We start from the raw sequence: 25,399 nt of genomic DNA, 5'->3' as shown, positions 1-25,399 counted from the left end.
TGGCAATCCACAGTTCAGCTCTTCCTGCTCATCACATAATATTCTGCCGCTTCTTCCCGCCATCTCGGTGTATCCCCCGCATCCCACGGATTAACCAGTTCGACGCTTGTGTGAGAAAACACGTCGGCATGATCCGTCGCCAAAGTCGCCTGATGATTCAGGCAGATAGCCGCCAGCTGAATATCACGCTCCGGCATCTCAATATTGACCGCTTTTGATGCAGCCGCCACCTGCGGGTAATACAGTGCGCTTGCCGCATCAAACGATAATAAGCGACCGGCAAAATCCTGATTCAGCATCTCCAGCAACGCTTCTGAAAGCGCGGTTTTTGGCTGATGAACCGGCAATGTTTCAACCCAGGTGAAAAGGGCCGCCACGCTCAGGCTGGTCAGGTACAGCTGTGTGGTGTCCTGTGCGTCCAGCCATTGCAGAACGTTCTTTTGTGGTCTGGGATTGATCATCTCAAGAATGACGGCAGTGTTGAGAATAATCATTCGGGTGGCAGTTCCAGTGGCTCTGCAATCACGGTGGAGAAACGTTGGCGGAGCTGGCTGCCCAGACCAAAGTCAGGCTGCGTAGGGACTAACGCCTGTTTCAGGATTAAACGCGCTTCTTCTTCCATAGAATGGCCTTTTCTGGCCGCCGCGATACGCAGCAGTTCTTTCACATCGTCATCGAGATTACGAACGGTAATGGTCGCCATATGAGGTTCCTCTGACAGCAATGCACTCATTCTGAAATGCTGCCGGATCGGTTGCAATAAAAAAGGCGCGGAAGCCCGCGCCTGATGAGGGATTATTGCCGCTTACCGCTTCGGTCCGGCGCTGACCAATGCGGCGCCCGCCGGGGTATCGGTATATTTATCGAAGTTATCAATAAACAGCTGCGCCAGATGCTCTGCTTTTTCCTGCCACTGTTCGCGGCTGGCGTAAGTATTGCGCGGATCCAGAATATGAGCGTCGACGCCCGGTAACGCAATCGGAACGGCCAGGTTAAACATCGGCAGAGTGAACGTTTCGGCATCATCAATAGTGCCATCTAAAATGGCGTTGATAATCGCACGAGTGTTCTTGAGCGAGATGCGTTTGCCGGTGCCATTCCAGCCGGTATTCACCAGATAAGCCTGCGCGCCCGCGTCTTCCATACGTTTCACCAGAACTTCTGCGTATTGCGTCGGGTGCAACATCAGGAATGCGGCACCGAAACAGGCGGAGAATGTCGGGGTCGGTTCATTAACGCCACGCTCAGTGCCCGCCAGTTTGGCTGTAAAACCGGAAAGGAAATGATATTGCGTCTGCGAAGCCGTCAGGCGCGAAACCGGCGGCAGGACACCAAAAGCATCTGCGGTCAGGAAAATCACTTTGCTGGCGTGCCCGGCTTTGGAAACCGGCTTCACGATATTTTCAATATGGTAAATCGGGTAAGAAACGCGGGTATTCTCGGTTTTGCTGCCATCATCAAAATCGATTTTGCCGTCTGCGCTGACCATTACGTTTTCCAGCAATGCGTCGCGTTTGATCGCTTTGAAGATTTCCGGTTCAGCATCTTTGCTGAGTTTGATGGTTTTGGCGTAGCAGCCGCCTTCAAAATTGAAGACGCCATCGTCGTCCCAGCCGTGCTCATCGTCGCCGATGAGTTTGCGTTTTGGATCAGTCGACAACGTGGTTTTACCTGTGCCGGAAAGCCCGAAGAATACCGCGACATCGCCTTTTTCGCCGACGTTAGCCGAACAGTGCATGGATGCAATACCCTGCAATGGCAGCAGATAATTCATGACGGCGAACATGCCTTTCTTCATTTCGCCGCCATACCACGAGCCGCCAATCAGCTGGATACGTTCGGTCAGGTTAAAAGCGATGAAGTTTTCTGAGTTCAGCCCCTGTTTCTGCCAGTCAGGATTAGTACATTTCGCCCCATTCATCACAATGAAGTCGGGTTCGAAGTTTTCCAGCTCACTTTCAGTCGGGCGGATAAACATGTTTTTGACGAAATGCGCCTGCCAGGCAACTTCGGTAATAAAGCGGACTTTCAGACGGGAGTCGGCATTTGCGCCGCAGAAAGCATCAATGATAAACAGGCGTTTGCCGGACAACTGCTTGCTGACCAGAGCCTTCAGTGACGTCCAGGTTTCCTGTGACATCGGCTTGTTATCATTTTTACCTTTGCCCTGATCAGACCACCACAGCGTATCGCGGGTGGTGTCATCGCGGACGATGTATTTATCTTTCGGCGAACGACCCGTGAAAATACCGGTATCAACGTTGACTGCACCCAGTTCTGTTACCTGCCCGCGCTCAAAGCCTTCGAGACCCGGCGCCGTCTCTTCGTTGAAAAGAGTTTCGTAATCAGGGTTATAGACGATTTCGCTATTCTGATGGATCCCATAAAGGGCGAGTTTTTCGGCGGTGATCCCGATAGTCGTAGGCATTTCCCTGCTCCTCACTGAACTTTGAATCCCTCTGTAGGGATAAATCAGTTGTTATTGTAGGTATTTGTCGCGTTTTAACCGCGACAAGTCTCAAAGAATAACGGGAGATGTAAATGTTTTTCCAGAATTGTGATGAAAAACTCGAAAGGTATGTGAAAAGGTTATGCAAAAGAAACAAAAAAGGGACTTTTCGATGAAAAATCCCTCAATATTAGCCTGTTAGCGATCAGTGAACGTGATCATCTCCGGAGTGAACATCTCCGCCAGCTTTCAGCGTCGCCATGTCCATCGCGTCAAATTCATAGTCTGCACCACAATAATCGCAGTGCATTTCGATTTTTCCGTCAGCTTCCAACATCTCGAGAATATCTTCATCCGGCAGCGTCAGCAGCGCGCCCGCACAGCGTTCCCGTGAACAGGTACAGCGGAAACAGACTGCCTGCGGTTCGTACAGGGTGACTTCTTCCTGATGATACAGACGATAAAGCACTTCGTTAGCTGGCAGATTCAGCAGCTCTTCGGCCTTGATGGTGGTGGTCAGCTGCGCCAGATGGCTGAATTCTTCCGGATCGGTATCTTCAGCGGGCAGAACCTGCAACAACATACCGCCTGCCGCTGGCTGTCCTTCCACTTCACCGGTACGGATGAAAATGCGGGTTGGCAGCTGTTCGGATTGCATGAAGTAGTTTTCCAGGCATTCCGCCAGGTTTTCACCTTCCAGACCAACCACGCCCTGATAACGCTCGCCGACGGTCGGAGAAATGGTGATCACCATATAGCCGTTGCCAATCATCTCTTTCAGCGAACTGCCTTCGGTGATATCGCCTTGCAGACGTGCGATACCGCGCAGTTCCTGCTTGTTATTCCCGTTAATCACGGCCAGTTTCAGCGGGCCATCGCCCTGCAGCTGTACGGTGATATCGCCGTCGAATTTCAGGGTCGCAGTCAGCAGGCTGGTCGCTACCAGCATTTCGCCCAGCAGATTACGCACTTCTGCTGGATAGTCATGACCGGCAACAATCTGCTGGAAGGTTTCTTTGAGCGAGACCAGTTCACCGCGAACGGCGTGATGATTGAACAGGTAGCGATGCAGTTGGTCGTGATTAGACATAATTTTCTCTCTTTGTGGCGATTTATTCAGAATCGCCATATTTAAATTTGATCAGGGTCCGCCGTTCCTTTTTGTCCGGACGTCTGTCCGGATGCGGCATTGCATTCATTTTGCGCGCCTCGGAGATTTTCTCCCGGCTGGCAATGCTTGCGTCGGTTTCCTGATACATTTTCTGTGCGTCTTCCGCGCTGCGGCGCTGAGTGCTTAGCCCCAGAACGGTGATCGTTTTCGTGTCATTTCCCTGACGCAGCGTGATTTCGGCATTCAGTTCCATCAGCTTGCTGGGTTTCCCCCGCTGACCGTTGTAATGCACTTTGCCGCCATCAATCATCTCGCGTGCCAGCGCGCGGGTCTTATAAAAACGAGCCGCCCAGAGCCATTTATCGAGACGTACTGCATTATCGTCGTCGTCCTTTTTACCTTTCATTTTTCTCCCCTGAACCTGCCGGAATGATTAAGCCGGGCCTGTTACGGGGTGAATCGAAGGCAACAGGCTACGGAAGTCATTAATTGAGGGATGGCTCTGAAATGACTTATCTGCCATGGTCGAATCCGGATTTTCTATACCCAGACAATAGCGGATACCGAAGGTTTTTGCCGCATTCAGGATGGGTTCACCGTCATCGACAAATAACGTCCGTTCAGGATCAAAGCCCGTTTGCTTTTGTACTGCCGACCACAAGCGCTGATCTTCTTTCGGATAACCAAATGTGTGGGTGGAAAGTAATAAATCAAGGTGCTGGTCTAAACCGGTATGCTCAATTTTAACGGACAGGCTATGCGGATGCGCATTAGTCAGCAAAATAGTCTGACGTCCGCTTGCACGAAGATGCGTCAGAAATGGGAGCGTATCGTCACGCAGTCGCGCATTTTTGCCGATGTTAGTGGTCATCTGATAGATATCCATATCCAACCGCTCGCTCCAGTAATCAAAGCAATACCAGTTCATGGTGTGTTGCACAGCCAGATATTCCTCATGAATGACCTGACGGGCATTTTCAAGCGGAATAGACCGTTGCTGGCTGAGTGCTAAGGGCACATCCTGCAACCAGAACTGGCTGTCGAACGCCAGATCCAGCAATGTGCCATCCATGTCCAGCAATACGGTATCAATGCAATTCCAGTTAAAATCAGGGGGCATGAAAACTCCATGTCCTGGCGGCTGAGGTGGTGCGGGCGCCGCAGGAGAGAAAAAGTAAAAGCAGGGAAGGGCATCAGGGTAGCATAATCTCACTGGGTGGCGCAGAGCCACCCAGTGGTTTTCAGCCAGGAATGTGAGGCATCACAGGCGTGAGCGTTGGATGAAAACACGAATTGTAGTGTTGCTGGATATCATCAATACGACGCTTATCTTTTACGAAGCGGCGGATAAACAACACGCTGTTCACCAGCAAAATGCCGAATAACAGGAACAGCAGTAAGCTGGTGCCCAGATAACGCCACAGCGTGGAGATGTCGGGTTCGCTGTGCAATGAAATATGGCGGGTTCCGTTGGCATCAACGCTGATGCTGGTGATCACACCCTGCGCACTGAACGGGGTGTGAAGCAGCAGGGTGGATAAATGTTGCAGCTGCTTCCACTGATCCTGCGGCGGATTGGCGTACAACCCGACCGGTGGCACCGGCATCTCAATTAAATCGCGGCCTTCATCGTTGCTGATTAAGAAACCTCCCGGTGGGGGGCTGTTTAGGCTGTCAGCCGCACGACGTGTTTCCTGCATGAAGAACGACGAGGTGGCGTTATTCACCAGTTCACTCAGCGACTGCGCACTTACCGGGCGCAGCAGCACGTTGATGCCCTGTAATGAACCTGCTTTTGCTCGCTTGACCAGCGAGTTCCAGTTACTTGAATTCCCGAGATTCACCAGCGCGTTTTTCAGTCGAACGCAATCATTGCTGTTCCCGCACAACGCTTCTGTTTTCAGGACGATATCTGCAAAGTCATCCAGCAGGATCATGCCGGATTTCTCAATCGCGGTAGCCAGTTGCGGGTTGATGTTTTGCTCCGGGCTTTCACCGGGATGCATCTGATTATTAACAGTAGTTTGCAACGCCGTAGCCGCTTCAATGATTTCTGACTGGGGAACAGGCAGCGGCGTGGCGTTATTCCAGTAGATTGCTGAACAATCGAAAGGCATATAACCGGAGGTTGTACGGGTGGCTGACGGCGGCACATAACACATGCCTGTCCCCTGAACTTTCAGAGTATCACCGACGCGAAGCGTGGTCTTTTCCAGATCCTGAACGCTGTTAACCTGGGTACTTTGCGCGCCCTGAAGCCAGGCGATGCTGAGCTTCAGCGGCAGGCCCAGAGGAACATAAACCAGTAATGCCAGCAGCAGAAGGAACGCGCTGGTGGCCAGCACCAGATTTTTGCCCCAAAGCTGAAGCGGGAATTTTTTGACCTCATCATGCAATGACAAAATGCCGCCCTGACGGACAACCTGGCTGTTCATATACACTTCGACATCAGTCGGCTGACCCAGATCACGGCCAATATAGGGTTGCCAGTGTGACGGATAAATCAGGTCGATAGCGCCAAGGGAAATATTGCTGATATCACCTTGCTTGGATTCGCCAAACAATCCCCAGCGTTTAGGCAAACCCCGCAGGCAATGAATTTCTTTACGGTTTTTACCAAAACGCTCAGACACCACCCGCCAGATAACCCAGCCCGCCAGCGCTGCGGCAATCATCAGGATCCACGGGAGAAATATCACCGGACTTTGCAACGTAATGAACAACAACAGGAGAATACCGGAAACGGCCAATGCTTCTTTGACGCCGTTCGAACGGGTCAGGGCGCGTTCCTCGCGGGTTTCGCTGCGCACTTTGACCAGTTCAATATGTTCACTTTCTTCATGCCGGATGGATGCGTTTTGCGGCTGAGAAGGTATCACTGCCGAAACCGGCACCGGCCCTTCATAGACATGATCGGCCAGAGTATGGCCGTTGAGGGATATCACCAGCGGCAGGGTCTGGGTTTTGATCAGCTCAACTTCGTTTTCCTGCGCAATGTACTGCTCCCAGAAAGGCGGCAGATGAATTTCGGTCGCATCAAGGAAGTAGCGCCATTTGTTTGGATCTTCGCTCGCCACGCCATAGCGGGTGATCGCGCGTTTCAGGCTGTAAACGTTTTCGCTTTTAGTGGTCAGCGTCAGTTTATCTTGCAGGATAATCAGATTATTACGGTGGGTGATCGGCGTCTGCCCGAGGCCTTCATGCTGACGCAGATAACGTTCTACGGCATCGCGTTCTTTTTGTGAAAGCTTGCGCTGGCTCGGTGCGGAAAAACGCACGACAGATTCGTCGCGTTGGCGGCGGCGCAATACAAGCCAAAAATAAGACGCTGTGGCAATGATTGCGATACACAACAACACCAATGTCACGACTACTGTGCTCATCCGATCCCCGTTCAGACGTGGGTGACTTACGTCAACTCTGTGAAAGTATTATACATAAATGGAATGTACATTCTGCGCGCGAGTGCCCTTTAGGTAGGAATTTTATTATTCTTTGGCTGAATATTATGCACAAAAATACCACGGTAGAGGATACCTGCATTTAAGAACTGTCTGGTATCGGTATAATCCTATTTTGATGTGTCAGAGTTTTTGTTAAAGCAAAAATGTGACCACCGTGAGTGTTCGGGTGCTTTTTACGCTTTTTTTGCTGATTTTTTAGGGACTTTTTGTGCAAAAAATGAGTGCGGGCAGAACCGGTTTGCAGTAAAGATTGCGATTCTGGTTCTCAATAACGCACAATGCTCACTGATAGCGGTCTTTAAACAGAAAAACGAACCCATTAGAACACCTCTGGTCAGGTGAATAATAAGTTGGGGATGAAATGACACAACACCTGCAAAAACCGAAAATCACCAAGGTGGAAACCGTTGCCCGTTCGCGTTTATTTACCATCGAATCCGTTGATCTGACTTTCAGCAACGGGGCCGAGCGTGTTTACGAACGTATGCGGCCAACCGATCGTGAAGCGGTGATGATTATTCCTGTCATTGATGATGAGCTGGTGTTAATCCAGGAATATGCTGTTGGCATCGAAAGCTATGAACTGGGTTTTCCCAAAGGGCTGATTGATCCGGGCGAGAGCATTCTGGAGGCGGCTAACCGCGAATTAATGGAAGAAGTTGGCTTTGGCGCCCGACATTTTGATGTGCTGGCCAAACTGACGATGGCACCTTCCTATTTTTCCAGCCGCATGAATATCGTCATTGCCAAAGATCTTTACCTGAAAAGTCTGGAAGGCGATGAACCGGAGCCGTTGCCACAAACTCGCTGGCCGATTTCACGAATGATGGAATTGCTGCAACACCCTGACTTTTGCGAAGCCCGTAACGTCAGCGCATTGTTCCTTGCGCATGATTTTCTGACGCGCAACGCGCGCTGAACCTCTGATAACACACCATTAAAAAAGCCGGTCATGCTTGATGCAGACCGGCTTTTTGCTTTACAGCTTATGAATCAGAACAGTTCGTGTTCCTGACCGTTATCCATGATGGTTGTCCCGACTTCATGCACGGCATGTTCTGTCGGCTGAGTCCCGTCGATGAAGTATTCCGGACGACTGTTACCGCCGCCGTCAGACAACTTACCGGTACTCTTATCGATAGTGACGGTTACAACGCCTGGTGGCGGCGTTTGTGGCTGTTCCGGCACACCGTCCAGCACGGCTTTCATGTAATCATCCCAGGCTGGCTGAGCACTTTTCGCGCCGCCTTCTGCACCGGAAATCTGATCAGGGATCACGCCTGAAGCCGTTGAACGGCCCAGATCCCGGCGGTGATCGTCAAAACCAATCCAGACTGAGGTCACCACATTCGGGCCATAACCTGAGAACCACGCATCTTTCGAACTGTTGGTTGTACCGGTTTTGCCGCCTATGTCGTGGCGTTTGAGGTCACGCCCCGCACGCCAGCCGGTGCCCATCCAGCCTGGTTCACCGAAGATGTTGGAGTTCAGTGCATCGCTTATCAGGAACGAAAGCGGAGTGCTGATCACGTGCGGCGCGTATTGCTGCGCGGCATCAACCTGAGGTGAGTTAGGCGGTACCTGCTCCAGTTGCGGAGTCGGAACGCTGGTATTGTTGCTGCTGGTCGATGTTGCAACGTTTTCTACGTTGTCATCTGACAGCACGGCAGATTTTTGAGTATCGCCGTAAATCACCGGAATATTACAGCTGCGGCAGGCAATTTTAGGTTTCGCTTCAAACTGAACCTGACCGGACTCATCCACAATTTTGGTGATGAAATACGGGTCAACCAGATAACCGCCGTTAGTCAGCGTGGCGTAACCACGCACAACCTGTAATGGGGTGAAAGAAGCTGAACCCAGCGCCAGAGATTCGGAATGCACAATGTTAGAAGCCGGGAAGCCGAAACGTTGCAGATATTCTGCCGCGTAATCCACACCCATCGCACGCATTGCACGCACCATCACCACGTTCTTAGACTCACCCAGACCCCGACGTAAGCGGATCGGGCCGTAATACGTTGGTGGTGAGTTCTTCGGACGCCAGTCTGTACCGGCACCGGCATCCCAGCGGGTAATAGGCATGTCATTGAGAATGGTCGCCAGCGTCAGGCCTTTGTCCATTGCTGCGGTATACAGGAACGGTTTGATGTTTGAACCGAGCTGACGAACCGCCTGATTAGCACGATTGAATTTGCTCTGGTTGAAGTCAAAACCGCCGACCAACGCTTCCACCGCACCGTCGTTTGGATTAAGTGAAACGATAGCTGAGTTGACGTCCGGAACCTGCGCAAGCCACCAGACATCGCCCACTTTACGCACCCAGATCTGCTGACCAGGACGTACCACATCAGACACTTTTTTCGGCGTCGAACCCTGAGCATTGTCGTTGCGATAAGGGCGTGCCCAGCGCATGCCGCTGAACGGCAGACTGATCACTGCTCGGTTAGACATGGTCGCGGTCGCCTGCGCGTCATCCGTTGCGGTGATCACCGCAGGGAACAGCGGACCATAGACTGGCAGTGTTTTCAGCGACTGAACAATTTTGTCCTGATCCCAGGCCGGTTCGCCTACTTTCCACAGTTCGTTGGACGGACCGCGGTAGCCGTGACGCATATCGTAATTGAGGACGTTGGTACGCAAGGCTTCCTGCGCTGCCAGCTGAGTTTTCTTGGTAATGGTGGTGTAAACCTTGTAACCATCGTTATAAGCGTTATCGCCGTAACGTTTCACCATTTCCTGACGCACCATTTCTGTCAGATACGGTGCAGAGAACTCAATGCGCGGAGCGTGGTAATTCGCCACCAGCGGCTCGGCGCGGGCCTGGTCGTACTGTGCCTGCGTGATGTATTTCTCATCGAGCATACGGGCCAGCACAGTGTTACGGCGTGCTAACGAACGGTCATGGGAATACAACGGGTTAAAGGTTGACGGCGCTTTGGGCAAACCGGCAATCACCGCCATTTCACTCAGCGTCAGCTGGCTGACATCTTTACCGAAATAAACCTGTGCAGCGGCACCCACGCCATAGGCACGGTAACCGAGATAAATCTTGTTGAGATACAGCTCGAGGATTTCATCTTTGGACATCATCTGTTCGATGCGGATGGCCAAAAACGCTTCCTTAATTTTACGGGTCAGCGTGCGTTCAGGGCTTAAGAAAAAGTTACGGGCCAGCTGCTGAGTAATGGTACTCGCGCCCTGTGAGGCGTGCCCGGACACCAGCGCAACGGAAGCCGCACGGAAAATACCGATAGGATCCACGCCGTGATGCTCATAGAAACGACTGTCTTCAGTCGCAATAAACGCATGTACCATCTCCGGTGGGATCTGGTCGAGTTTCAGCGGGATACGACGTTTTTCGCCGTATTGGGCGATCAGGTCGCCATCAGCACTGAAAACCTGCATAGGGGTTTGCAGACGCACGTCTTTAAGCGTGGCCACATCGGGTAACTGAGGCTCGATATATTTATACAAACCGAATATCGAGGCGGCTCCCAGCAAAATGCAACACACTGCAAGAATCAATAAATACTTTACGAACTTCACCTGAGAATTCCCATTAAGTGTCAATTGGGCAGTTTATAAACAACCGCGCGGTAGTATAAAGGCAAGCCAGCAACATGGATACGTTCTTTTATTTACCTGACGATATGGAGATTGGGCGAAAATGCGACTACAAGCATGGCAGGTAGGTCTGGATATTCAAGCCGGTTTTGCCCGAGCGATCGCCGTTCAGCGGCGGCGAAATGGCTGGCAATTACGTCACTGGTGGCAGCATCCGCTGCCTTCTTTCACATTGCGGGAGGGGATACTACATGAGACCGCGCCGCTGATCGCCATTTTATCGTGCTGGCGAAAAATGCTCCCGACGACATTTTCTCTGCGAATTACCCTTCCCGCACAACGAATTATGCAGCAACGGATGGCGGCGCCGGATATCCGTTTACGTGAACCTGCCCGCAGCGCGTTTGTCTTTGCTCATGCGGCTAAAACGTTTCCGCTGGGCATGGAACATCTGGTGATGGACTACCGCGCAGATCCTCACGGCGACAATCAGGTAGTGGTCACGGCGGCCAGACAACAGGAAATCCAGCAGTGGATGGAATGTCTGTCGCAGGCGCGGCTTTATCCGGATGCTATTGAGTTGACTCCCTGCGCACTTCAGGTGGCGGCGTTTGCTGCCGGTCTTCCCGGTGATGCGCTGCTGGTCCATCCGCTTGATGACGGATTCCTCTGGGCCTCGCCACACAGTTTGCCATTTCAGTTTGGTTTGTCCGAGGCCACACCTGAAGACGCGTCACTGTCAGAACGCATCCGTCTGCAATATCGTGCGGCGGCACTATGTCACAGCGAATGTTTTTTCAGCGGAACACCGCCGCCTCCGGCGATGCAGTGCTGGTCACCGCTGAGCGCCTTTGCGCAGCTATCCGCGCCACTGCCCGCAAACCCAGGTGATTTTGCGCCCGCAGTCGGGCTGGCACTGCGACAGGACGATCACTAATGCTGCAGGTGAATTTATTGCCATGGCGCAGACTCCGCCTGCAACGCCGGAGCCGTTACTGGCTAAAAATATTTGTCTTTTTTCCTGCTGCCATGACGATCGCTTTTCTGATGCTTACTGCCTTGCTCGTTCAGGAAAGGGCACTGCTGCAACTGCATTTGTCGGCACTGAATGCTTCTGTTCAGGTGTTATCGCGTCAGAAGCAAGAGGTGAACGCGGCTGCGGCACAGGTAAAAACTCTGAAGGCGCAGGAGCAGGCTGCTTTTCAGCAGCTGAAGCGGAGCCAGGATTATCTCCGGTTACTGGAATTAGTGGCTGCGCAGATCCCGGAAGACGTGCGATTGACTGAAATAACAGAACATCAGGAAGCGCTGACGTTAAAGGGAGAAGGGAGGTTTTATCACGATATTTTGTCTTTCCGGGACGTACTGGCCACCAGCGGGTTACTTGGCAAGGTCAGTCTTTCAGATGTTCAGCAGCAGTCCGACCAGATACTGAGCTTCGTGATGAAAACACAGTTTCAGTTTATCCCTCCGGCGACGGCACAGGGGAAAGCACCATGATGATGCTTTTGTCCGACCGCCTCGGGCCGCTGATGGAGAAACCGGCCTGGCAAAAGGTGCTGTCTCTGATCGCCAGTATGCTGGTTCTGATGCTGTTGCTTTATTTATCCGGACTTCGCGGATTGTGGCAGCAACAGGAGGCACTGAAGCAGGCGATTGGGGTCGCACAACGTACCGTTTTTCAGTCGCAGAGGGTTTTACTGCGTTTACCTCCGCTGGGCGTTCTCAGGCAGCAATTGCAAAGTAACGCAGTACTTGTGCAGGAAAATTTGCCGTTATCGCAACAATTTGCTCAGCCGCTGAAAGACGCCGGAGCAGAGTTGCTTCGCTGGTCGCCTGCGTTACAGGCAAAAACAGAGGAACAAGGAACCCTGGATTTGCAGCTGACGTTTGCCGGTCTCACACGTTTTCTTTATGCCTTGCTGCAACGTCCGGAGCATCCTGCGTTCAGTGAGCCGGAGGTCAGGATGACTGCATCAGGTTTAAAAGCCTCGGTTCTGCTAACACAAACGACCCGTGCAGGAGAATTTGCTTTTACCTCCCCCGTTGCGGTGATCGCGCGTGATCCGTTCTCACCCCTGGCTCCCTCAGCGTGTCTTGGCGTTTCTGCGATGTCTGAATGGATCCTGAGCGGCATCTCGCAGGCGGATGGCAGGCAATCTGGCTGGCTGCTTTCACCTGATGGTCACTGGACAAAAGTCGAGGCTGGTAATCAGATTGGAGCGCCCGCATGGACAGTCGACACACTGAACGCCTCGCAGGCAGAACTCAGTCTCATCGAACCACGGTGCGGTTTGCAGCGTCAGACACTTCGTTTAGGAAAGCAAAACGATTCTCCATGGAAAGGAAAATAATGAAATACATCAATATGAAAGGGGCTCTTGCTCTGCTTTGTCTGTACCTCAGCCCGCTGAAGGCCGCCCCTGCGCTTATTTCTCTTGAGTTTCCGTCATCGCCCGTCGGAATGGTTTTGCAGGCACTGGCGGATTCGCGGCAACTTAATCTGGTCACTGCTCCGGGAGTGGAAGGGCAAATCAGCGTCAGGCTCAAAGAGGTTCCGTGGCAGCAGGCGCTCGATATCATCCTGAAAATGAATCATCTCACCAGCGAGTTGCAGGGCAATGTTTTACTGGTGTCTCCGGTCGTTGATCCGCTGATTCAGCGACAGCAGAGGGAAGATGCAGCCGAACAACTGGCGCTGAACAGCCCGATCATGAGCATGACCGTGCCGCTCCAGTATGCAGATGCCAAAGAGACTGCACAGAGCCTGAATGCTCAGAAAGGGACTTTGCTCTCGGTGAAAGGCAATGCTTCAGCCGATACCCGCACCAATACCTTGTTATTACGCGACACGCAGGAGGCGTTAGACGCTGTTGCGCCATGGGTAAAAGAAATGGATTTTCCGTTGCAGCAGGTACAACTGGCGGCGCATATCGTGACGATGAACAGCGAAAGCCTGCGGGAGTTGGGCGTGCAATGGGGGTTTAACGGTGATGAGCCGATCACGAAAGCTGTACGCCTGAACAATTTCAGTATGGGGATGCCGGTAGAAAACCCGATATTCACGGCGGGCTTTAATCTGGCGCACATCAGCGGTCGGATCCTGGATCTTGAACTGACCGCTCTTGAGCAGGAAGACAAGGTGGATATTATCGCCAGCCCGCGACTGATGACGGCCCATATGCAAACGGCCAGTATCAAGCAGGGGACCGAAATTCCTTATCAGGTTTCGAGCGGAGCCAGTGGTAGCACGTCGATTGAATTCAAAGAAGCGGTGCTCGGAATGGAAGTAACGCCGAAAATCTTACGTGACGGGCGTATCCAGATGGCGTTACAGATAAGCCAGAATATGCCGGGAAGAAGTATCAAACAGTCAGAAGGCGAGGCGCTGGCTATCGACAAGCAGGAAATTAAAACTCAGGTGACGGTGAAGGACGGAGAAACGATTGTGCTCGGCGGGATATTCCAGCGTAAAAATCAAAAAACTGACACCAAAGTGCCGGTGCTGGGTGATATTCCGGTGGTCGGTTCCTTGTTTAAACACCAGTACACAAATGAACAGCGGCGTGAGTTGGTAATTTTCATCACTCCGACCCTAATCCATACGCAGTAGGCGGGTATTCTGACTTAACGTAAATTGCACAATAACATTGAGCGCATGCAACTTTTTGTGTCGCAAGAGGCTTCTGCGTTTGACGCTGCCGTCGATTTAGCTTACAAGGGTTACCGAATTGAGCACCGTGATCTTTTTATTACGACAGACACGCCGATAAAAACGTACGGTTTCCCTCCTGCGGCGTGCAAAGTGATTTATTCGGTTGCCAAACTACCAAGAGTGTTGAGATAATTTTTTTCTGATCTCGCACTATATCGCTCATGAGGTTTCAGTTTAGGTCCCGCCGCTAATTTGATTGGCGGGGCGGGTTATCATCAACGAATTGTCTTAGTAATACCGAAAAACATGGCAGAGAAACGCAATATCTTTCTGGTTGGGCCTATGGGTGCCGGCAAAAGCACTATTGGTCGACAGTTAGCTCAGCAACTCAATATGGAGTTTTTCGACTCCGATCACGAAATTGAGCGACGTACCGGGGCTGATGTGGGCTGGGTATTTGATTTAGAAGGCGAAGACGGATTCCGCGACCGCGAAGAAAAAGTGATCAACGAACTGACCGAAAAACAAGGCATTGTTCTGGCGACAGGTGGCGGTTCCGTGAAATCACGTGAAACCCGTAACCGTTTGTCAGCGCGTGGCGTTGTCGTCTATCTTGAAACTACCATCGAAAAACAACTGGCGCGTACACAACGCGACAAAAAACGTCCATTATTACAAGTGAGTGCTCCGCCACGTGAAGTGCTTGAAGCACTGGCGAGAGAGCGCAATCCTTTGTATGAAGAGATTGCCGACGTCACTATTCGTACCGATGATCAAAGTGCCAAAGTTGTTGCTAACCAGATTATTAACATGCTGGAAAGTAACTGATTATTGGTGTCCATCATTGCCTGAGGGTGTCAGTTAAAGAAGGTCACAGAGCACGACATGGAGAGGATTACCGTAACGTTAGGGGAACGTAGCTACCCCATTACGATTGCTGCCGGATTGTTCCACGATCCGGCTTCTTTTATGCCGGTAAAGGCAGGCGATCAGGTCATGATAGTGACCAATGAAACCCTCGCCCCTCTCTATCTGGATGCAATCCGTTCAGTGCTGGAGCAGGCAGGCGTTCGTGTTGATCAGGTGATTTTGCCTGATGGTGAACAATACAAATCCCTGGCTGTTCTAAATGACGTGTTCTCCGCGCTGCTTGAAAAGCCGCACGGACGTGATACCACGCTTGTCGCCCTTGGCGGCGGCGTTGTCGGTGATTTAACCGGCTTCGCCGCAGCCAGTTATCAACGTGGTGTGCGCTTTGTTCAGGTGCCAACCACGCTGCTTTCTCAGGTCGATTCCTCTGTTGGCGGTAAAACAGCGGTAAACCATCCCCTCGGGAAAAACATGATCGGCGCGTTTTATCAACCTGCGTCGGTGGTGGTTGATCTCGACTGTCTCAGAACTCTGCCTGCCCGTGAAATGTCATCGGGTCTCGCGGAAGTCATCAAATACGGCATTATTTTAGATGCCGACTTCTTTATCTGGCTTGAAGACAACATGGAAGCTTTACTGGCGCTGGATATGAACGCGCTGGCTTACTGCATCCGTCGTTGCTGCGAGCTGAAAGCTGAGGTTGTGGCGGCCGATGAACGTGAAAACGGACTGCGCGCCTTGCTGAATCTGGGCCATACTTACGGCCATGCTATTGAAGCAGAAATGGGTTATGGCAACTGGTTGCATGGCGAAGCTGTGGCGGCCGGGATGATGATGGCCTGTTATACAGCTCATCGTCTGGGGCAATTCAGTCCGGGCGACATTGCCAGGGTGAAAGCCTTGCTGACTCGCGCAGGTTTACCAGTGACCGGTCCCGAAGTGATGGACGCACCGTCTTATCTGCCGCACATGATGCGTGATAAGAAAGTGCTGGCTGGTGAGCTGCGTCTGGTTTTGCCAAAAGCTATTGGTCAGTCTGAAGTACGCTCCGGCGTATCACATGAAATGGTGCTGGCTTCGATTGAAGATTGCCGTTAAGACTGCGGCCATCATTTTGGCCAGATAACGACCGATTTCACCAATGCCCAGCAAAGCTTTATTTTTAGTCAGGATAGTTGCTCCGCGTAAAGCCAGTTAAGGCTTTTAGCCGGGTTGGAGGTTTTAGATGGATGATTTAACACCGGAAGACGATCTCAAGCCAGACACCAGCGATCGCCGCCCGCCGCGCGCCCGCAAACCGTCTCCTTCCATTCCAAAAGTTGCTGTATCCCGCCAGTACGTGATGATCGGCATCGGTATTGTGGTGCTGGTATTGCTGATTGTCGGCATCGGCTCTGCCATGAAGTCGCCAACATCCAATCAACCAGCCCAGCAGAACAACGGACCGAAAGACATTAATCTTGCCGGTAACGATGCTGCAGCACCTGCTCAGCCTTCTGCACAAGCTCAGGCTAATACGGCACAGGCCGTTAATGGTCAGCAGCCTGCTGATGGCCAGCAACCGAAGAGTATCGGTTTACCGCCGGTTTCCTCCACACCAACAGAAGCCCAGCCAGTTCCGGATAACGGTCAGGCGAAAGAGCGTGTGGATTTGCCTGGCGATATGAGTGATGCATTATCTTCCCAGCAAAATCAGGTCGATAATGCCGCGCAGGGCGGTACGAATCCTGCTGCGCAGTCACTGACTTCTTTGCCAACGGCGCCGGCGACCGTTAACGGTTCTGCCCGCACTCAGGCACCGGCGGGTTCTCAGCCATCTGTCTCGCATAGTCGTCCGGCTCCGGTCGTTCGTAATCCGCAGACTGCGCACACGGCGAAACCGGCAGAGCATAAACCTGCTGCGACGAACTCCACTGCACATGCAGCGAAACCGCAGGCTTCCAAATCATCGGCAGCATCAGCTCCGGCGGCGTCAACTTCTGTCGCGTCTTCCGGCAGTGCATCGGCCATCAAAACTGCGCCGAGCACCCACTTTACTCTGCAATTAAGCGGTGCATCTCAGTCAAACTCGCTGAACGCTTTTGCTAAACAGCAAGGTCTGAAGAATTATCTGGTCTATCAGACAGCCCGCGACGGGAAGCCGTGGTTTGTGCTGGTCAGTGGTAACTATGCTTCTTCTGCAGAAGCCAAACGTGCCATTTCCAGCTTGCCTGCGGAAGTTCAGGCGAAAAAACCGTGGGTCAAACCTGTACATCAGGTACAGCAAGACCTGAAAAAATGAAACTGATCTCAACGCGATTTGCTGTCTAAAAACAGGATACAATCCGCGGCTGTGAATTGTATAAGTAGCTAACTGACGGCATGAAGAAGAACCGCGCGTTTTTGAAGTGGGCTGGCGGCAAATACCCGTTGATTGATGACATCAAACGTCATCTTCCGACGGGAGATTGCCTGATTGAGCCTTTTGTTGGCGCGGGTTCGGTATTTTTGAATACCGAGTATGACGCTTATATTCTGGCGGACATCAACAACGACCTGATTAACCTCTACAACATTGTGAAGACACGCACTGCGGAATTTGTGCGTGATGCCCGTGTGCTTTTCACGCCAGAGTTTAATGAATCAGAGCGTTTTTACGTCCTGAGGGCTGAGTTTAATGCCAGCAGCGACCCTTATCGTCGTTCCGTGCTTTTCCTCTATCTCAACCGCCATTGTTATAACGGCCTGTGCCGTTACAATCTCAGTGGGGCATTTAACGTGCCTTTTGGCCGTTATAAAAAGCCATATTTCCCGGAAGATGAGCTCCACTGGTTTGCTGAAAAAGCGAAAAATGCAGTGTTTGTGTGTGAGCATTATCAGGACACTTTGCTGAAAGCGCAGGTTGGCTCGGTGGTGTATTGCGACCCTCCGTATGCCCCGCTTTCTGCGACCGCAAACTTTACGGCTTACCACACCAACAGTTTTAGTATGGATGATCAGCGCAATCTGGCGCGGCTGGCGTATCAGCTTTCCCATGAGAATGATGTGCCGGTGCTGATTTCCAACCACGAAACACCACAAACGCTGGAATGGTACGCAGAGGCAGACCTGCACCGTGTTTCGGCGCGGCGTACTATCAGCAGTAAAGCTGCAAAACGCAGCATGGTGAATGAACTTTTAGCGCTCTACCGGTGATTGCCGTTCAGCGGTAATCCACCGATAACCCTATCGTTTGGAGAAGCGGATGAAACAGTTTTTGATTGCACCGTCCATTCTGTCGGCTGATTTTGCCCGTCTGGGTGAGGACACGGCCAAAGCACTGGAAGCTGGCGGAGATGTTGTCCATTTTGATGTGATGGATAACCACTACGTACCCAATCTGACGATGGGACCGGCGGTGCTGAAAGCGCTGCGCAACTACGGTATTACTGCACCGATCGATGTTCATCTGATGGTTAAACCGGTTGATCGCATCATCCCGGATTTTGCCGAGGCCGGTGCCACTTACATCACCTTCCATCCGGAAGCCTCTGAGCATGTTGATCGTTCGCTGCAACTGATTAAAAGCCACGGCTGTAAGGCCGGTCTGGTGTTTAACCCTGCCACTTCGCTGAGCTATCTCGATTACGTGATGGATAAACTTGATGTGATCCTGCTGATGTCGGTTAACCCTGGCTTTGGCGGTCAGTCGTTTATTCCAGGCACGCTCGATAAACTGCGTCAGGTTCGCAAAATCATTGATGCCAGCGGTTATGACATTCGTCTGGAAGTTGACGGTGGTGTGAAGGCCGAAAATATCGGCGAAATCGCTGCAGCGGGTGCAGATATGTTCGTGGCCGGTTCTGCCATCTTCAATCAGCCTGATTACCGTACCGTTATCGACCACATGCGCAGCGAGCTGGCTAAGGCCACTCATGACTGAGCCGCTGAAAGCCCTCGGTTTAGGGTTTGATCTCGACGGTACGCTGGTTGACAGCGCGCCAGGTCTTTCGCAAGCGATGGATCGGGCGCTGCAAGATTTCAGCCTGCCTGCTGCTGGCGTTGAGCGCCTGAGCACCTGGATTGGCAACGGCGCGGATATCATGGTTGAGCGCGCCGTGAGATGGGCCGAAGGCGATTTGTCGCCTGAATTTCTGCAGAAAGTGCGCGATAAATTCGATCACTATTACGCCGATACCGCCGCAGGTGGCAGCCGTTTATACCCGCAGGTGAAAGAGACGCTGGCCGCTCTGGCCGCAGCCGGAATACCTATGGGGCTGGTGACTAATAAACCCACGCCTTTCATCGCGCCTTTACTGCAATCGCTGGGCATCGACAGCTATTTCACCGTAGTGATTGGCGGCGACGATGTCGTGGCGAAAAAACCGCATCCGGCGCCGGTCTATATGACGTTAGCGTTGCTGGGTCTGCGTGCCAGTGAAATGGTGTTCGTGGGCGATTCCCGCAATGATATTCATGCTGCACAGGCCGCAGGCTGCCCGTGTGTTGGCATGACCTATGGTTATAACTATGGTGAAACTATCGCGCTGACCAAACCCGATCGCGTGCTGGACCATTTCGCCGACCTTTTGCCCGCATTAGGGCTGTCATCTTTAAAAGATCAGGAAGCATAAAATGAGTAAACCCATCGTATTTAGTGGCGCACAGCCCTCCGGCGAATTGACCATTGGCAACTACATGGGTGCGCTGCGTCAATGGGTCAAAATGCAGGACGATTACGAATGCATTTACTGCATCGTCGATTTGCACGCGATCACCGTGCGCCAGGATCCGGAAAAATTGCGCAAAGCGACGCTCGACACGCTGGCGCTGTATCTGGCGGTCGGCATTGATCCGAAGAAAAGTACCATCTTCGTGCAGTCTCATGTTCCTGAACATAGCCAGCTGAGCTGGGCGCTGAACTGCTACACCTATTTCGGTGAGCTGGGTCGTATGACGCAGTTTAAAGACAAGTCTGCCCGCTATGAGACCTCCAACAGCGAAAGCATCACTGCCGGTCTGTTCGATTATCCGGTGCTGATGGCGGCCGATATTCTGCTGTACCAGACCAATCAGGTGCCGGTCGGTGAAGACCAGAAACAACATCTGGAACTGAGCCGCGATATCGCTGCCCGTTTCAACGCGCTGTATGGCGATGTGTTTACCGTGCCTGAGCCGTTCATTCCGAAGTCTGGTGCCCGCGTGATGTCCCTACAGGAACCGACCAAGAAGATGTCCAAGTCTGATGATAACCGTAAAAACGTTATCGGCCTGCTGGAAGATCCGAAAGCGGTGACTAAGAAAATCAAAAGCGCGATGACGGATTCCGAAGAGCCACCCGTCATCCGTTATGACATTAAGAACAAGCCAGGCGTTTCTAACCTGCTGGATATTCTTTCCGGTGTCACCGGCAAAGCGATTCCTGAGCTTGAGGCGGAATTCGAAGGCCAGATGTATGGTCATCTGAAAGGCGCTGTGGCCGAAGCGGTTTCAGGGATGCTGACCGAAGTGCAGGAGCGTTTTAACCGCTTCCGCAGTGACGAAGCTTATCTGCAACAGGTGATGAAAGAGGGTGCAGAGAAAGCCCGCGCCCGTGCCAGCGTAACGCTGAAGAAAGCCTATGAAGCTATCGGTTTCGTCAGCTACGAATAATTCTGGTCCGGTACCAAACCTAAAAACCACGTCTCTGGACGTGGTTTTTTATTTTCAGGGCGTCAGGATCCGGCACTGAAGTTGTAGGTGAAGGTTGCATTATAACGCCAGTCGCGGGATGAACTGTCGAGCGGCGCGTCGCCAATCGGTCGCGCGGCTTCCACAGATAACGTGTAATGGCGGTTATCACCAAACATTACACCGATGGCATATGACGACAGATTCTGCTTCGGTAACCCCTGCTGATTGAAACCGGTATGCGCCGCATCCACTACCGCGTACGGCTGAATAGTTTTCAGCCAGACTCCCTGTTCCAGACTATGGATATAGCGCATTTCCACCTGCCCGCCGACGCCATAATCACCCTGCGCGTCGCTGTCCGGATAGCCGCGTCCGTAATGCAGGGCACCAAAGTTCACCCGCTCCGGCTCCGGTAAGTCATTATCCGACCAGTCACCTTCAACCGACGCACTGAGCCGCCATTTTTTATCAAACAGATAGGCCGAGTCGCCATTAAATTTCCAGCGGGTAAAGGTCAGATCGGCGTTGGGTGTCGAATTGGTTGCGCCCAGTCCGTCGATCCCCTGACGAACGTTGAACGTGGTATTCCAGTACGCCTGATCGTATTCACGATATCCGGTCAGGGAAAGTTCTGCCGCAGGATAACGTATCCGCTGGCTTACCTGGGGTAATTGCAGTTTCTGATCGCCGAGTCTTGCCAGTAAATCGTACTCATATTTTTTGTCGAGATAATCCAGACCGCCGCTGACCGTCCACTGTTTTTTGCGCGTCAGCTGCAACGGATAGCTGAATACCACGCCACCGTTATATTGGGTTTGCTTATCCTGTGAGCCCACGGTGATGCCGTTGGGCAGAAAGAGAATAGTGTTGTAATCCTTATCTTTTTGCTGGTAATAGCTGCCTTTGAGTTGCATCAGCAAACCGTCGTCGCCGAGATATTGCTGATAGTTCAGACCGGCATAGGTTTTGCGGGTATCACTTTCCAGCGGAATTAACGTCGCAATACCCAGTTGTTCGCCGTAGGTGCTCAGGCCGCTAAGCGTGGCGTTAACCACCGCAGAGCTGTCGCCCTTGCGGGTGTCAACGGCGGTGGCAATATTCCAGTTTCGCGGGCGTGTGGCGTCGACATTCAGGGTGGTTGCGCCATAAATGTTGTCCGGGTTTTTAGCTGAGGCGCTGATTTTTGTATCGGGAGTGCGCTCCATAAGCAGGGTATAGCGCTCGAAGGTGTCCTGGGTCAGCGGTTTCTCCGCCATGATGTGTTGCGATAATTTGCTCAGCCAGCGGCCGACCTGCTGATTGTCGCTGTGGATTTGGGTGCCGGAAATGTACCCCTCGACCAGACCAATTTTCAGCACGCCGTCTTTGAAATTATCCGCCGGAATGTAGGCATAGGAGAGGATAAATCCGTCGCGATGATAGCGCTGCGTGATGGAATCCGTCGCTGCCAGCAACGACGACACCGGTACCTTCTTACCGATAAAGGGGGCGAAGGGCGCGGCCAGAGAGTCCAGCGGATATTGAGTCCCGCCGACAAACTGAATGTGTTTTACATCAACCAGTGTCTGAGGAGTCAGGCCTGGCGTTGCTTTTTGAGGGGGAAGATTGATTTTTTGTGATTTGGCCGGAGGCTGTGAAATGGGCTCAGCCAGTTTGGCCGGGTTATTCGGGTCGATCAGGGTAGGAAACATATCTGCCGAACTGTAACCAATGGCAGAACCCAATAAAGCCACTATGCAGGATTTTATTCTCATAAACATTCCTTTGAACGCACAGGCAAAAGTTGAGCAGAGGGGGCAAACCCGCTCTCCGGCAGAGTCGGAGAACGGGCTTTTTACCACTAAAAATTACTGTGTTTTATTCAACTTCAGGCCAAGTCCGCCGGTGATCCCACCAACGGTGGTACCCACACCCGCAAGCAAACCGCCTGACTGCGAGACCGAGGCACCTGCACCCGCCGATATACCGCCAGAATTACTGGCCGTGGTGGTCGTGGTACTGCTGGCCGGAACCAGAATGGTGCCGGTTTTAGAAACAGCCTGCCCGGTGTCCGTAACCGCTGTCCCCAGACCTGCCAGCGCTGGGGTGCTGGCAGAGAGCTGTGTTCCTGTATTGCTGACCGTTGTCCCGACCTGATTCAGCAAGCCATTAACCGGAGTGCCCAGACCCGTCGCACCGCCCACCGTTTGGGTGGTGTTTTGTACCTGTGCGACAACAGGCGTGACTACGCCGGTTGCAGCCGTCGTCACTCCGGAAAGCGCGCCGCTTTGCACGTTGGTGGCTAATCCGTTACCCGTCGTCGTCACGACTTTCCCGACGTTATTGACCAGCCCGCCGGCTGCTGCTGTCACTCCGCTGACCGGGGTTCCGGGGGTATTGGCCGAAAGCGAAGTTCCGAGGCCAGAAACACCTGTGCCTAAATCAGCCACGGCGATGGGAACGCCGGCGACGGTCGTCCCGATGGCATTAGGATTGGTGCCAAGCTGACCCACACCGTTTTGCACACCGCTGCCGACGTCCGTAACGGCTTTACCTGTGCTGTCGATGATGGTGACAACGCCGGTGCCTGCGACCGGAAGGTTACCAACCGGTGTCTGGCTGGCGATGCTGCTGACCTGTGTTCCCAGGCCACTGACTGCTCCACCGGCATTGCTCAGGATGGTGCCGGTAGCGAGTGTGGTAGACGTCGTTCCCGTTCCCGTCCCTGTTCCGGTGCCTGTCCCTGTTCCGGTTCCCGTTCCCGTTCCAGTTCCGTTTCCGGCGGTAGTGGTGCCATCACCTGTAGTGGTGGTTCCTGTTCCGGTATTGCTGCCGTTGCCTGCGGTGGTGGTTCCGTCACTGCCTGAAGTGGTTCCATCACCGGTGGTTGCCGATCCGGTAGTGGATGTTTTTGCCGTATGAGAAGAACCGCCGCCGCCACTGCCGCTACAGGCAGCCAGTGACAGGGCGACTAAGATTGCCAGGGCAATCTTGTTAACATGACCAACATGAATGGTATGGCGCATGATTTGACCCTCCACGGGAGATTACGCCACAGTTGGCGTAATTAAAGTTTAAGGTGAAGATTCTGAATATTCCATTTGTATGGGTTGATTATTTTGAATTTAGAATGTCAAAGATGAGATAACAGGAATTATATTCTGTTATGAGATTTGTCTTATAAGTGGAGGGTGAGAAGTGAACTTGAATTCACTTCTCTGAATTGATTAATAAAATAAATGGAGTTTTTTTGAGCAAAAAAGCGTCAGAGAAGGGTTTCGCTGGCAAACCAGTTCAGTTTCGGTCGCAAACTTACTACGGTACCCACAATAATTAAACTCGGGCTCTGTACCTGTTTCGCCAGATTTTCGAGCTCAGTAAGGCTGCCGGTGACCACGCGCTGCGTCTGACTGGTGCCGTTTTCAACCAGCGCGACAGGCGTTTCTACTGCCAGCCCGTTTTCCAGAAGACGGCGCTGGATCTCCCCGGCCTGCGTCAGGCCCATATAAAACACCAGCGTTTGCTGATCCTGGGCCAGACAGGCCCAGTCCAAAACCCCATCCTGCTTCGCATGGCCGGTAATGAGCCGCACGCTTTGAGCATGATCACGATGAGTGAGCGGAATGCCGCTGTAGGCTGAGCAACCGGAGGCCGCCGTAATACCCGGCACCACGGAAAATGCGATACCCGCAGCTTTCAGAGCTTCCAGTTCTTCGCCGCCGCGGCCAAAGATAAACGGATCACCGCCTTTAAGCCGTACAACACGTTTGCCCATCTGCGCCTGTTCCAGCAGGATCTCGTTTATCCGCTCCTGTGGAACACAGTGATGCCCCGCCCGTTTGCCGACGAAAATCCGTTCAGCGTCACGGCGAATCAGATTCATCACGCTGTCAGAGACCAGCCGGTCATAAACCACAACATCGGCCAGCTGCATCTGCTGCAAGCCTTTCAGAGTCAACAATCCTGCATCGCCTGGTCCGGCACCGACCAGAATGACTTCGCCATGTTTATCGACCGGTTCACTGAACAGTTCTTCGAGATATTGCCCGCTTTGCGCGTCGTCATTATTGGCCAGTGATTGTGCCAGACGATGATGATTAAACAGCTTTTCCCACCAACGGCGGCGGTCGGAGGCATCGGTGAAATGTGTTTTAACGCGAGCGCGTAATCCGCCAGCGACCTGTGCCAATTTACCCAGATGCTGCGGCAAAATTGATTCCAGACGCTCACGCAGCAGGCGCGCCAGTACCGGCGCATTGCCACCGGAAGAGACGGCGATCATCAGCGGTGAACGGTCAATGATCGACGGCATGATCACGCTGGCGCTTTCCGGCGCATCTACCACGTTACAGAACACGCGGCGATGTTCAGCGGCTTCGCTGACTTCCTGGTTCACGACGTCTGAATCAGTCGCGGCGATAACCAGCCATTTCTCATCCACCAGCAGCGGGGAGAATTCGCCTTTCAGCAGGTGGACTTTGCCTTCATCTGCCCAGATTTGAAATTGCGACGTGAAGGTGAGGGCGTTAACCGTTAGTTTTGCGCCAGCATCGAGCAGCAGGCGCGCTTTACGTTCAGCCACGTCACCGGCACCGACCAGCAAACAGGCTCTGTTTTTTAACTGACAAAAAAGGGGCAGGTAATCCATAGCAAATATTCTCTGAGACAGCGTT

General features: G+C 52.6%; 23 protein-coding genes. 12 read left to right on the top strand and 11 right to left on the bottom strand.

The annotated features are described in order from the left end of the window. Nucleotides 1–14 precede the first annotated feature (14 nt). The 7 genes from D5398_RS22485 to D5398_RS22455 all read right to left on the bottom strand — a co-directional run bounded on the left by D5398_RS22485 (nucleotide 15) and on the right by D5398_RS22455 (nucleotide 6,943). Nucleotides 15–494, bottom strand: a complete 480-nt coding sequence (locus D5398_RS22485) for a PIN domain-containing protein (RefSeq protein ID WP_120509603.1) — start codon at nucleotides 492–494, stop codon at nucleotides 15–17. Continuing rightward, a complete protein-coding gene (locus tag D5398_RS22480; RefSeq protein WP_120509602.1) occupies nucleotides 491–703 on the bottom strand; it encodes a FitA-like ribbon-helix-helix domain-containing protein in 213 nt (70 codons plus the stop codon). Before D5398_RS22480 ends, D5398_RS22485 begins: the two co-directional genes overlap by 4 nt. A 102-nt stretch (nucleotides 704–805) precedes the next feature. After that, the gene (gene pckA / locus D5398_RS22475; protein ID WP_120509601.1) at nucleotides 806–2,428 is read right to left on the bottom strand and encodes a phosphoenolpyruvate carboxykinase (ATP); all 1,623 of its coding nucleotides are present in this window, start codon (nucleotides 2,426–2,428) and stop codon (nucleotides 806–808) included. A gap of 226 nt (nucleotides 2,429–2,654) precedes the next feature. Then, the gene (gene hslO, locus D5398_RS22470; RefSeq protein ID WP_120509627.1) at nucleotides 2,655–3,539 is read right to left on the bottom strand and encodes an Hsp33 family molecular chaperone HslO; all 885 of its coding nucleotides are present in this window, start codon (nucleotides 3,537–3,539) and stop codon (nucleotides 2,655–2,657) included. 22 nt (nucleotides 3,540–3,561) lie between these two features. Then, nucleotides 3,562–3,966 carry a ribosome-associated heat shock protein Hsp15 gene (gene hslR, locus D5398_RS22465; protein ID WP_120509600.1) on the bottom strand — a complete coding sequence of 135 codons (405 nt, stop codon included), beginning with the start codon at nucleotides 3,964–3,966 and terminating at the stop codon, nucleotides 3,562–3,564. Between the two features lie 27 nt (nucleotides 3,967–3,993). Then, a complete protein-coding gene (gene yrfG / locus D5398_RS22460; protein ID WP_120509599.1) occupies nucleotides 3,994–4,680 on the bottom strand; it encodes a GMP/IMP nucleotidase in 687 nt (228 codons plus the stop codon). Between the two features lie 121 nt (nucleotides 4,681–4,801). Beyond that, the gene (locus tag D5398_RS22455) at nucleotides 4,802–6,943 is read right to left on the bottom strand and encodes an intracellular growth attenuator family protein (RefSeq protein WP_208646053.1); all 2,142 of its coding nucleotides are present in this window, start codon (nucleotides 6,941–6,943) and stop codon (nucleotides 4,802–4,804) included. Nucleotides 6,944–7,385: 442 nt separating this feature from the next. Between D5398_RS22455 and nudE the strand changes: the two genes are divergently transcribed. Then, nucleotides 7,386–7,943, top strand: a complete 558-nt coding sequence (nudE, locus tag D5398_RS22450) for an ADP compounds hydrolase NudE (protein WP_120509598.1) — start codon at nucleotides 7,386–7,388, stop codon at nucleotides 7,941–7,943. A 74-nt stretch (nucleotides 7,944–8,017) separates the two neighbouring features. On the opposite strand, the gene mrcA is transcribed toward nudE, so the two are convergent. Then, nucleotides 8,018–10,573: a peptidoglycan glycosyltransferase/peptidoglycan DD-transpeptidase MrcA gene (gene mrcA / locus D5398_RS22445; protein WP_120509597.1), complete on the bottom strand. Its 2,556-nt coding sequence runs from the start codon at nucleotides 10,571–10,573 to the stop codon at nucleotides 8,018–8,020. A gap of 121 nt (nucleotides 10,574–10,694) precedes the next feature. Here mrcA and pilM point away from each other — a divergent pair, with 121 nt between their 5' ends. The 11 genes from pilM (at nucleotide 10,695) to trpS (ending at nucleotide 20,726) form a co-directional block, all read left to right on the top strand. Then, the gene (pilM, locus tag D5398_RS22440) at nucleotides 10,695–11,528 is read left to right on the top strand and encodes a pilus assembly protein PilM (RefSeq protein WP_120509596.1); all 834 of its coding nucleotides are present in this window, start codon (nucleotides 10,695–10,697) and stop codon (nucleotides 11,526–11,528) included. Then, a complete protein-coding gene (locus D5398_RS22435) occupies nucleotides 11,528–12,091 on the top strand; it encodes a PilN domain-containing protein (RefSeq protein WP_120509595.1) in 564 nt (187 codons plus the stop codon). The genes pilM and D5398_RS22435 overlap by 1 nt, the downstream gene beginning before the upstream one ends. Further along, nucleotides 12,088–12,945, top strand: a complete 858-nt coding sequence (locus D5398_RS22430) for a pilus assembly protein PilO (protein WP_120509594.1) — start codon at nucleotides 12,088–12,090, stop codon at nucleotides 12,943–12,945. Before D5398_RS22435 ends, D5398_RS22430 begins: the two co-directional genes overlap by 4 nt. Beyond that, nucleotides 12,945–14,204, top strand: a complete 1,260-nt coding sequence (gene hofQ, locus D5398_RS22425) for a DNA uptake porin HofQ (RefSeq protein ID WP_120509593.1) — start codon at nucleotides 12,945–12,947, stop codon at nucleotides 14,202–14,204. The genes D5398_RS22430 and hofQ overlap by 1 nt, the downstream gene beginning before the upstream one ends. Before the next feature lie 348 nt (nucleotides 14,205–14,552). Next, nucleotides 14,553–15,074, top strand: coding sequence for a shikimate kinase AroK (aroK, locus tag D5398_RS22420; RefSeq protein WP_014333540.1), 522 nt, complete (start codon nucleotides 14,553–14,555; stop codon nucleotides 15,072–15,074). A 57-nt stretch (nucleotides 15,075–15,131) separates the two neighbouring features. Then, nucleotides 15,132–16,214, top strand: coding sequence for a 3-dehydroquinate synthase (aroB, locus tag D5398_RS22415; protein ID WP_120509592.1), 1,083 nt, complete (start codon nucleotides 15,132–15,134; stop codon nucleotides 16,212–16,214). Between the two features lie 127 nt (nucleotides 16,215–16,341). Continuing rightward, nucleotides 16,342–17,397 (top strand): SPOR domain-containing protein, encoded by a 1,056-nt coding sequence (locus D5398_RS22410; RefSeq protein ID WP_120509591.1) that lies wholly within the window; start codon nucleotides 16,342–16,344, stop codon nucleotides 17,395–17,397. Between the two features lie 80 nt (nucleotides 17,398–17,477). Further along, nucleotides 17,478–18,290 carry an adenine-specific DNA-methyltransferase gene (gene dam / locus D5398_RS22405; RefSeq protein WP_120509590.1) on the top strand — a complete coding sequence of 271 codons (813 nt, stop codon included), beginning with the start codon at nucleotides 17,478–17,480 and terminating at the stop codon, nucleotides 18,288–18,290. Between the two features lie 49 nt (nucleotides 18,291–18,339). Next, nucleotides 18,340–19,017, top strand: a complete 678-nt coding sequence (rpe, locus tag D5398_RS22400) for a ribulose-phosphate 3-epimerase (RefSeq protein WP_120133941.1) — start codon at nucleotides 18,340–18,342, stop codon at nucleotides 19,015–19,017. Next, nucleotides 19,010–19,708: a phosphoglycolate phosphatase gene (locus D5398_RS22395; RefSeq protein WP_120509589.1), complete on the top strand. Its 699-nt coding sequence runs from the start codon at nucleotides 19,010–19,012 to the stop codon at nucleotides 19,706–19,708. Before rpe ends, D5398_RS22395 begins: the two co-directional genes overlap by 8 nt. Nucleotide 19,709: 1 nt before the next feature. After that, on the top strand, nucleotides 19,710–20,726 hold the full coding sequence (gene trpS / locus D5398_RS22390; RefSeq protein ID WP_112288630.1) for a tryptophan--tRNA ligase: 1,017 nt from the start codon (nucleotides 19,710–19,712) through the stop codon (nucleotides 20,724–20,726). A 62-nt stretch (nucleotides 20,727–20,788) separates the two neighbouring features. On the opposite strand, the gene D5398_RS22385 is transcribed toward trpS, so the two are convergent. The 3 genes from D5398_RS22385 to cysG all read right to left on the bottom strand — a co-directional run bounded on the left by D5398_RS22385 (nucleotide 20,789) and on the right by cysG (nucleotide 25,374). Then, nucleotides 20,789–22,507 carry a ShlB/FhaC/HecB family hemolysin secretion/activation protein gene (locus D5398_RS22385; protein WP_425272774.1) on the bottom strand — a complete coding sequence of 573 codons (1,719 nt, stop codon included), beginning with the start codon at nucleotides 22,505–22,507 and terminating at the stop codon, nucleotides 20,789–20,791. 87 nt (nucleotides 22,508–22,594) lie between these two features. After that, on the bottom strand, nucleotides 22,595–23,752 hold the full coding sequence (locus D5398_RS22380) for a collagen-like triple helix repeat-containing protein (RefSeq protein ID WP_120509587.1): 1,158 nt from the start codon (nucleotides 23,750–23,752) through the stop codon (nucleotides 22,595–22,597). 239 nt (nucleotides 23,753–23,991) lie between these two features. Continuing rightward, entirely contained in the window at nucleotides 23,992–25,374 is a 1,383-nt protein-coding gene (gene cysG / locus D5398_RS22375) for a siroheme synthase CysG (RefSeq protein WP_120509586.1), read from the bottom strand. Between the last annotated feature and the right edge of the window lie 25 nt (nucleotides 25,375–25,399).

The sequence above is a fragment of the Rahnella bruchi genome, assembly GCF_003614975.1.
Taxonomy (GTDB): domain Bacteria; phylum Pseudomonadota; class Gammaproteobacteria; order Enterobacterales; family Enterobacteriaceae; genus Rahnella; species Rahnella bruchi.
This window is presented reverse-complemented; position numbering and strand designations above follow the sequence as displayed.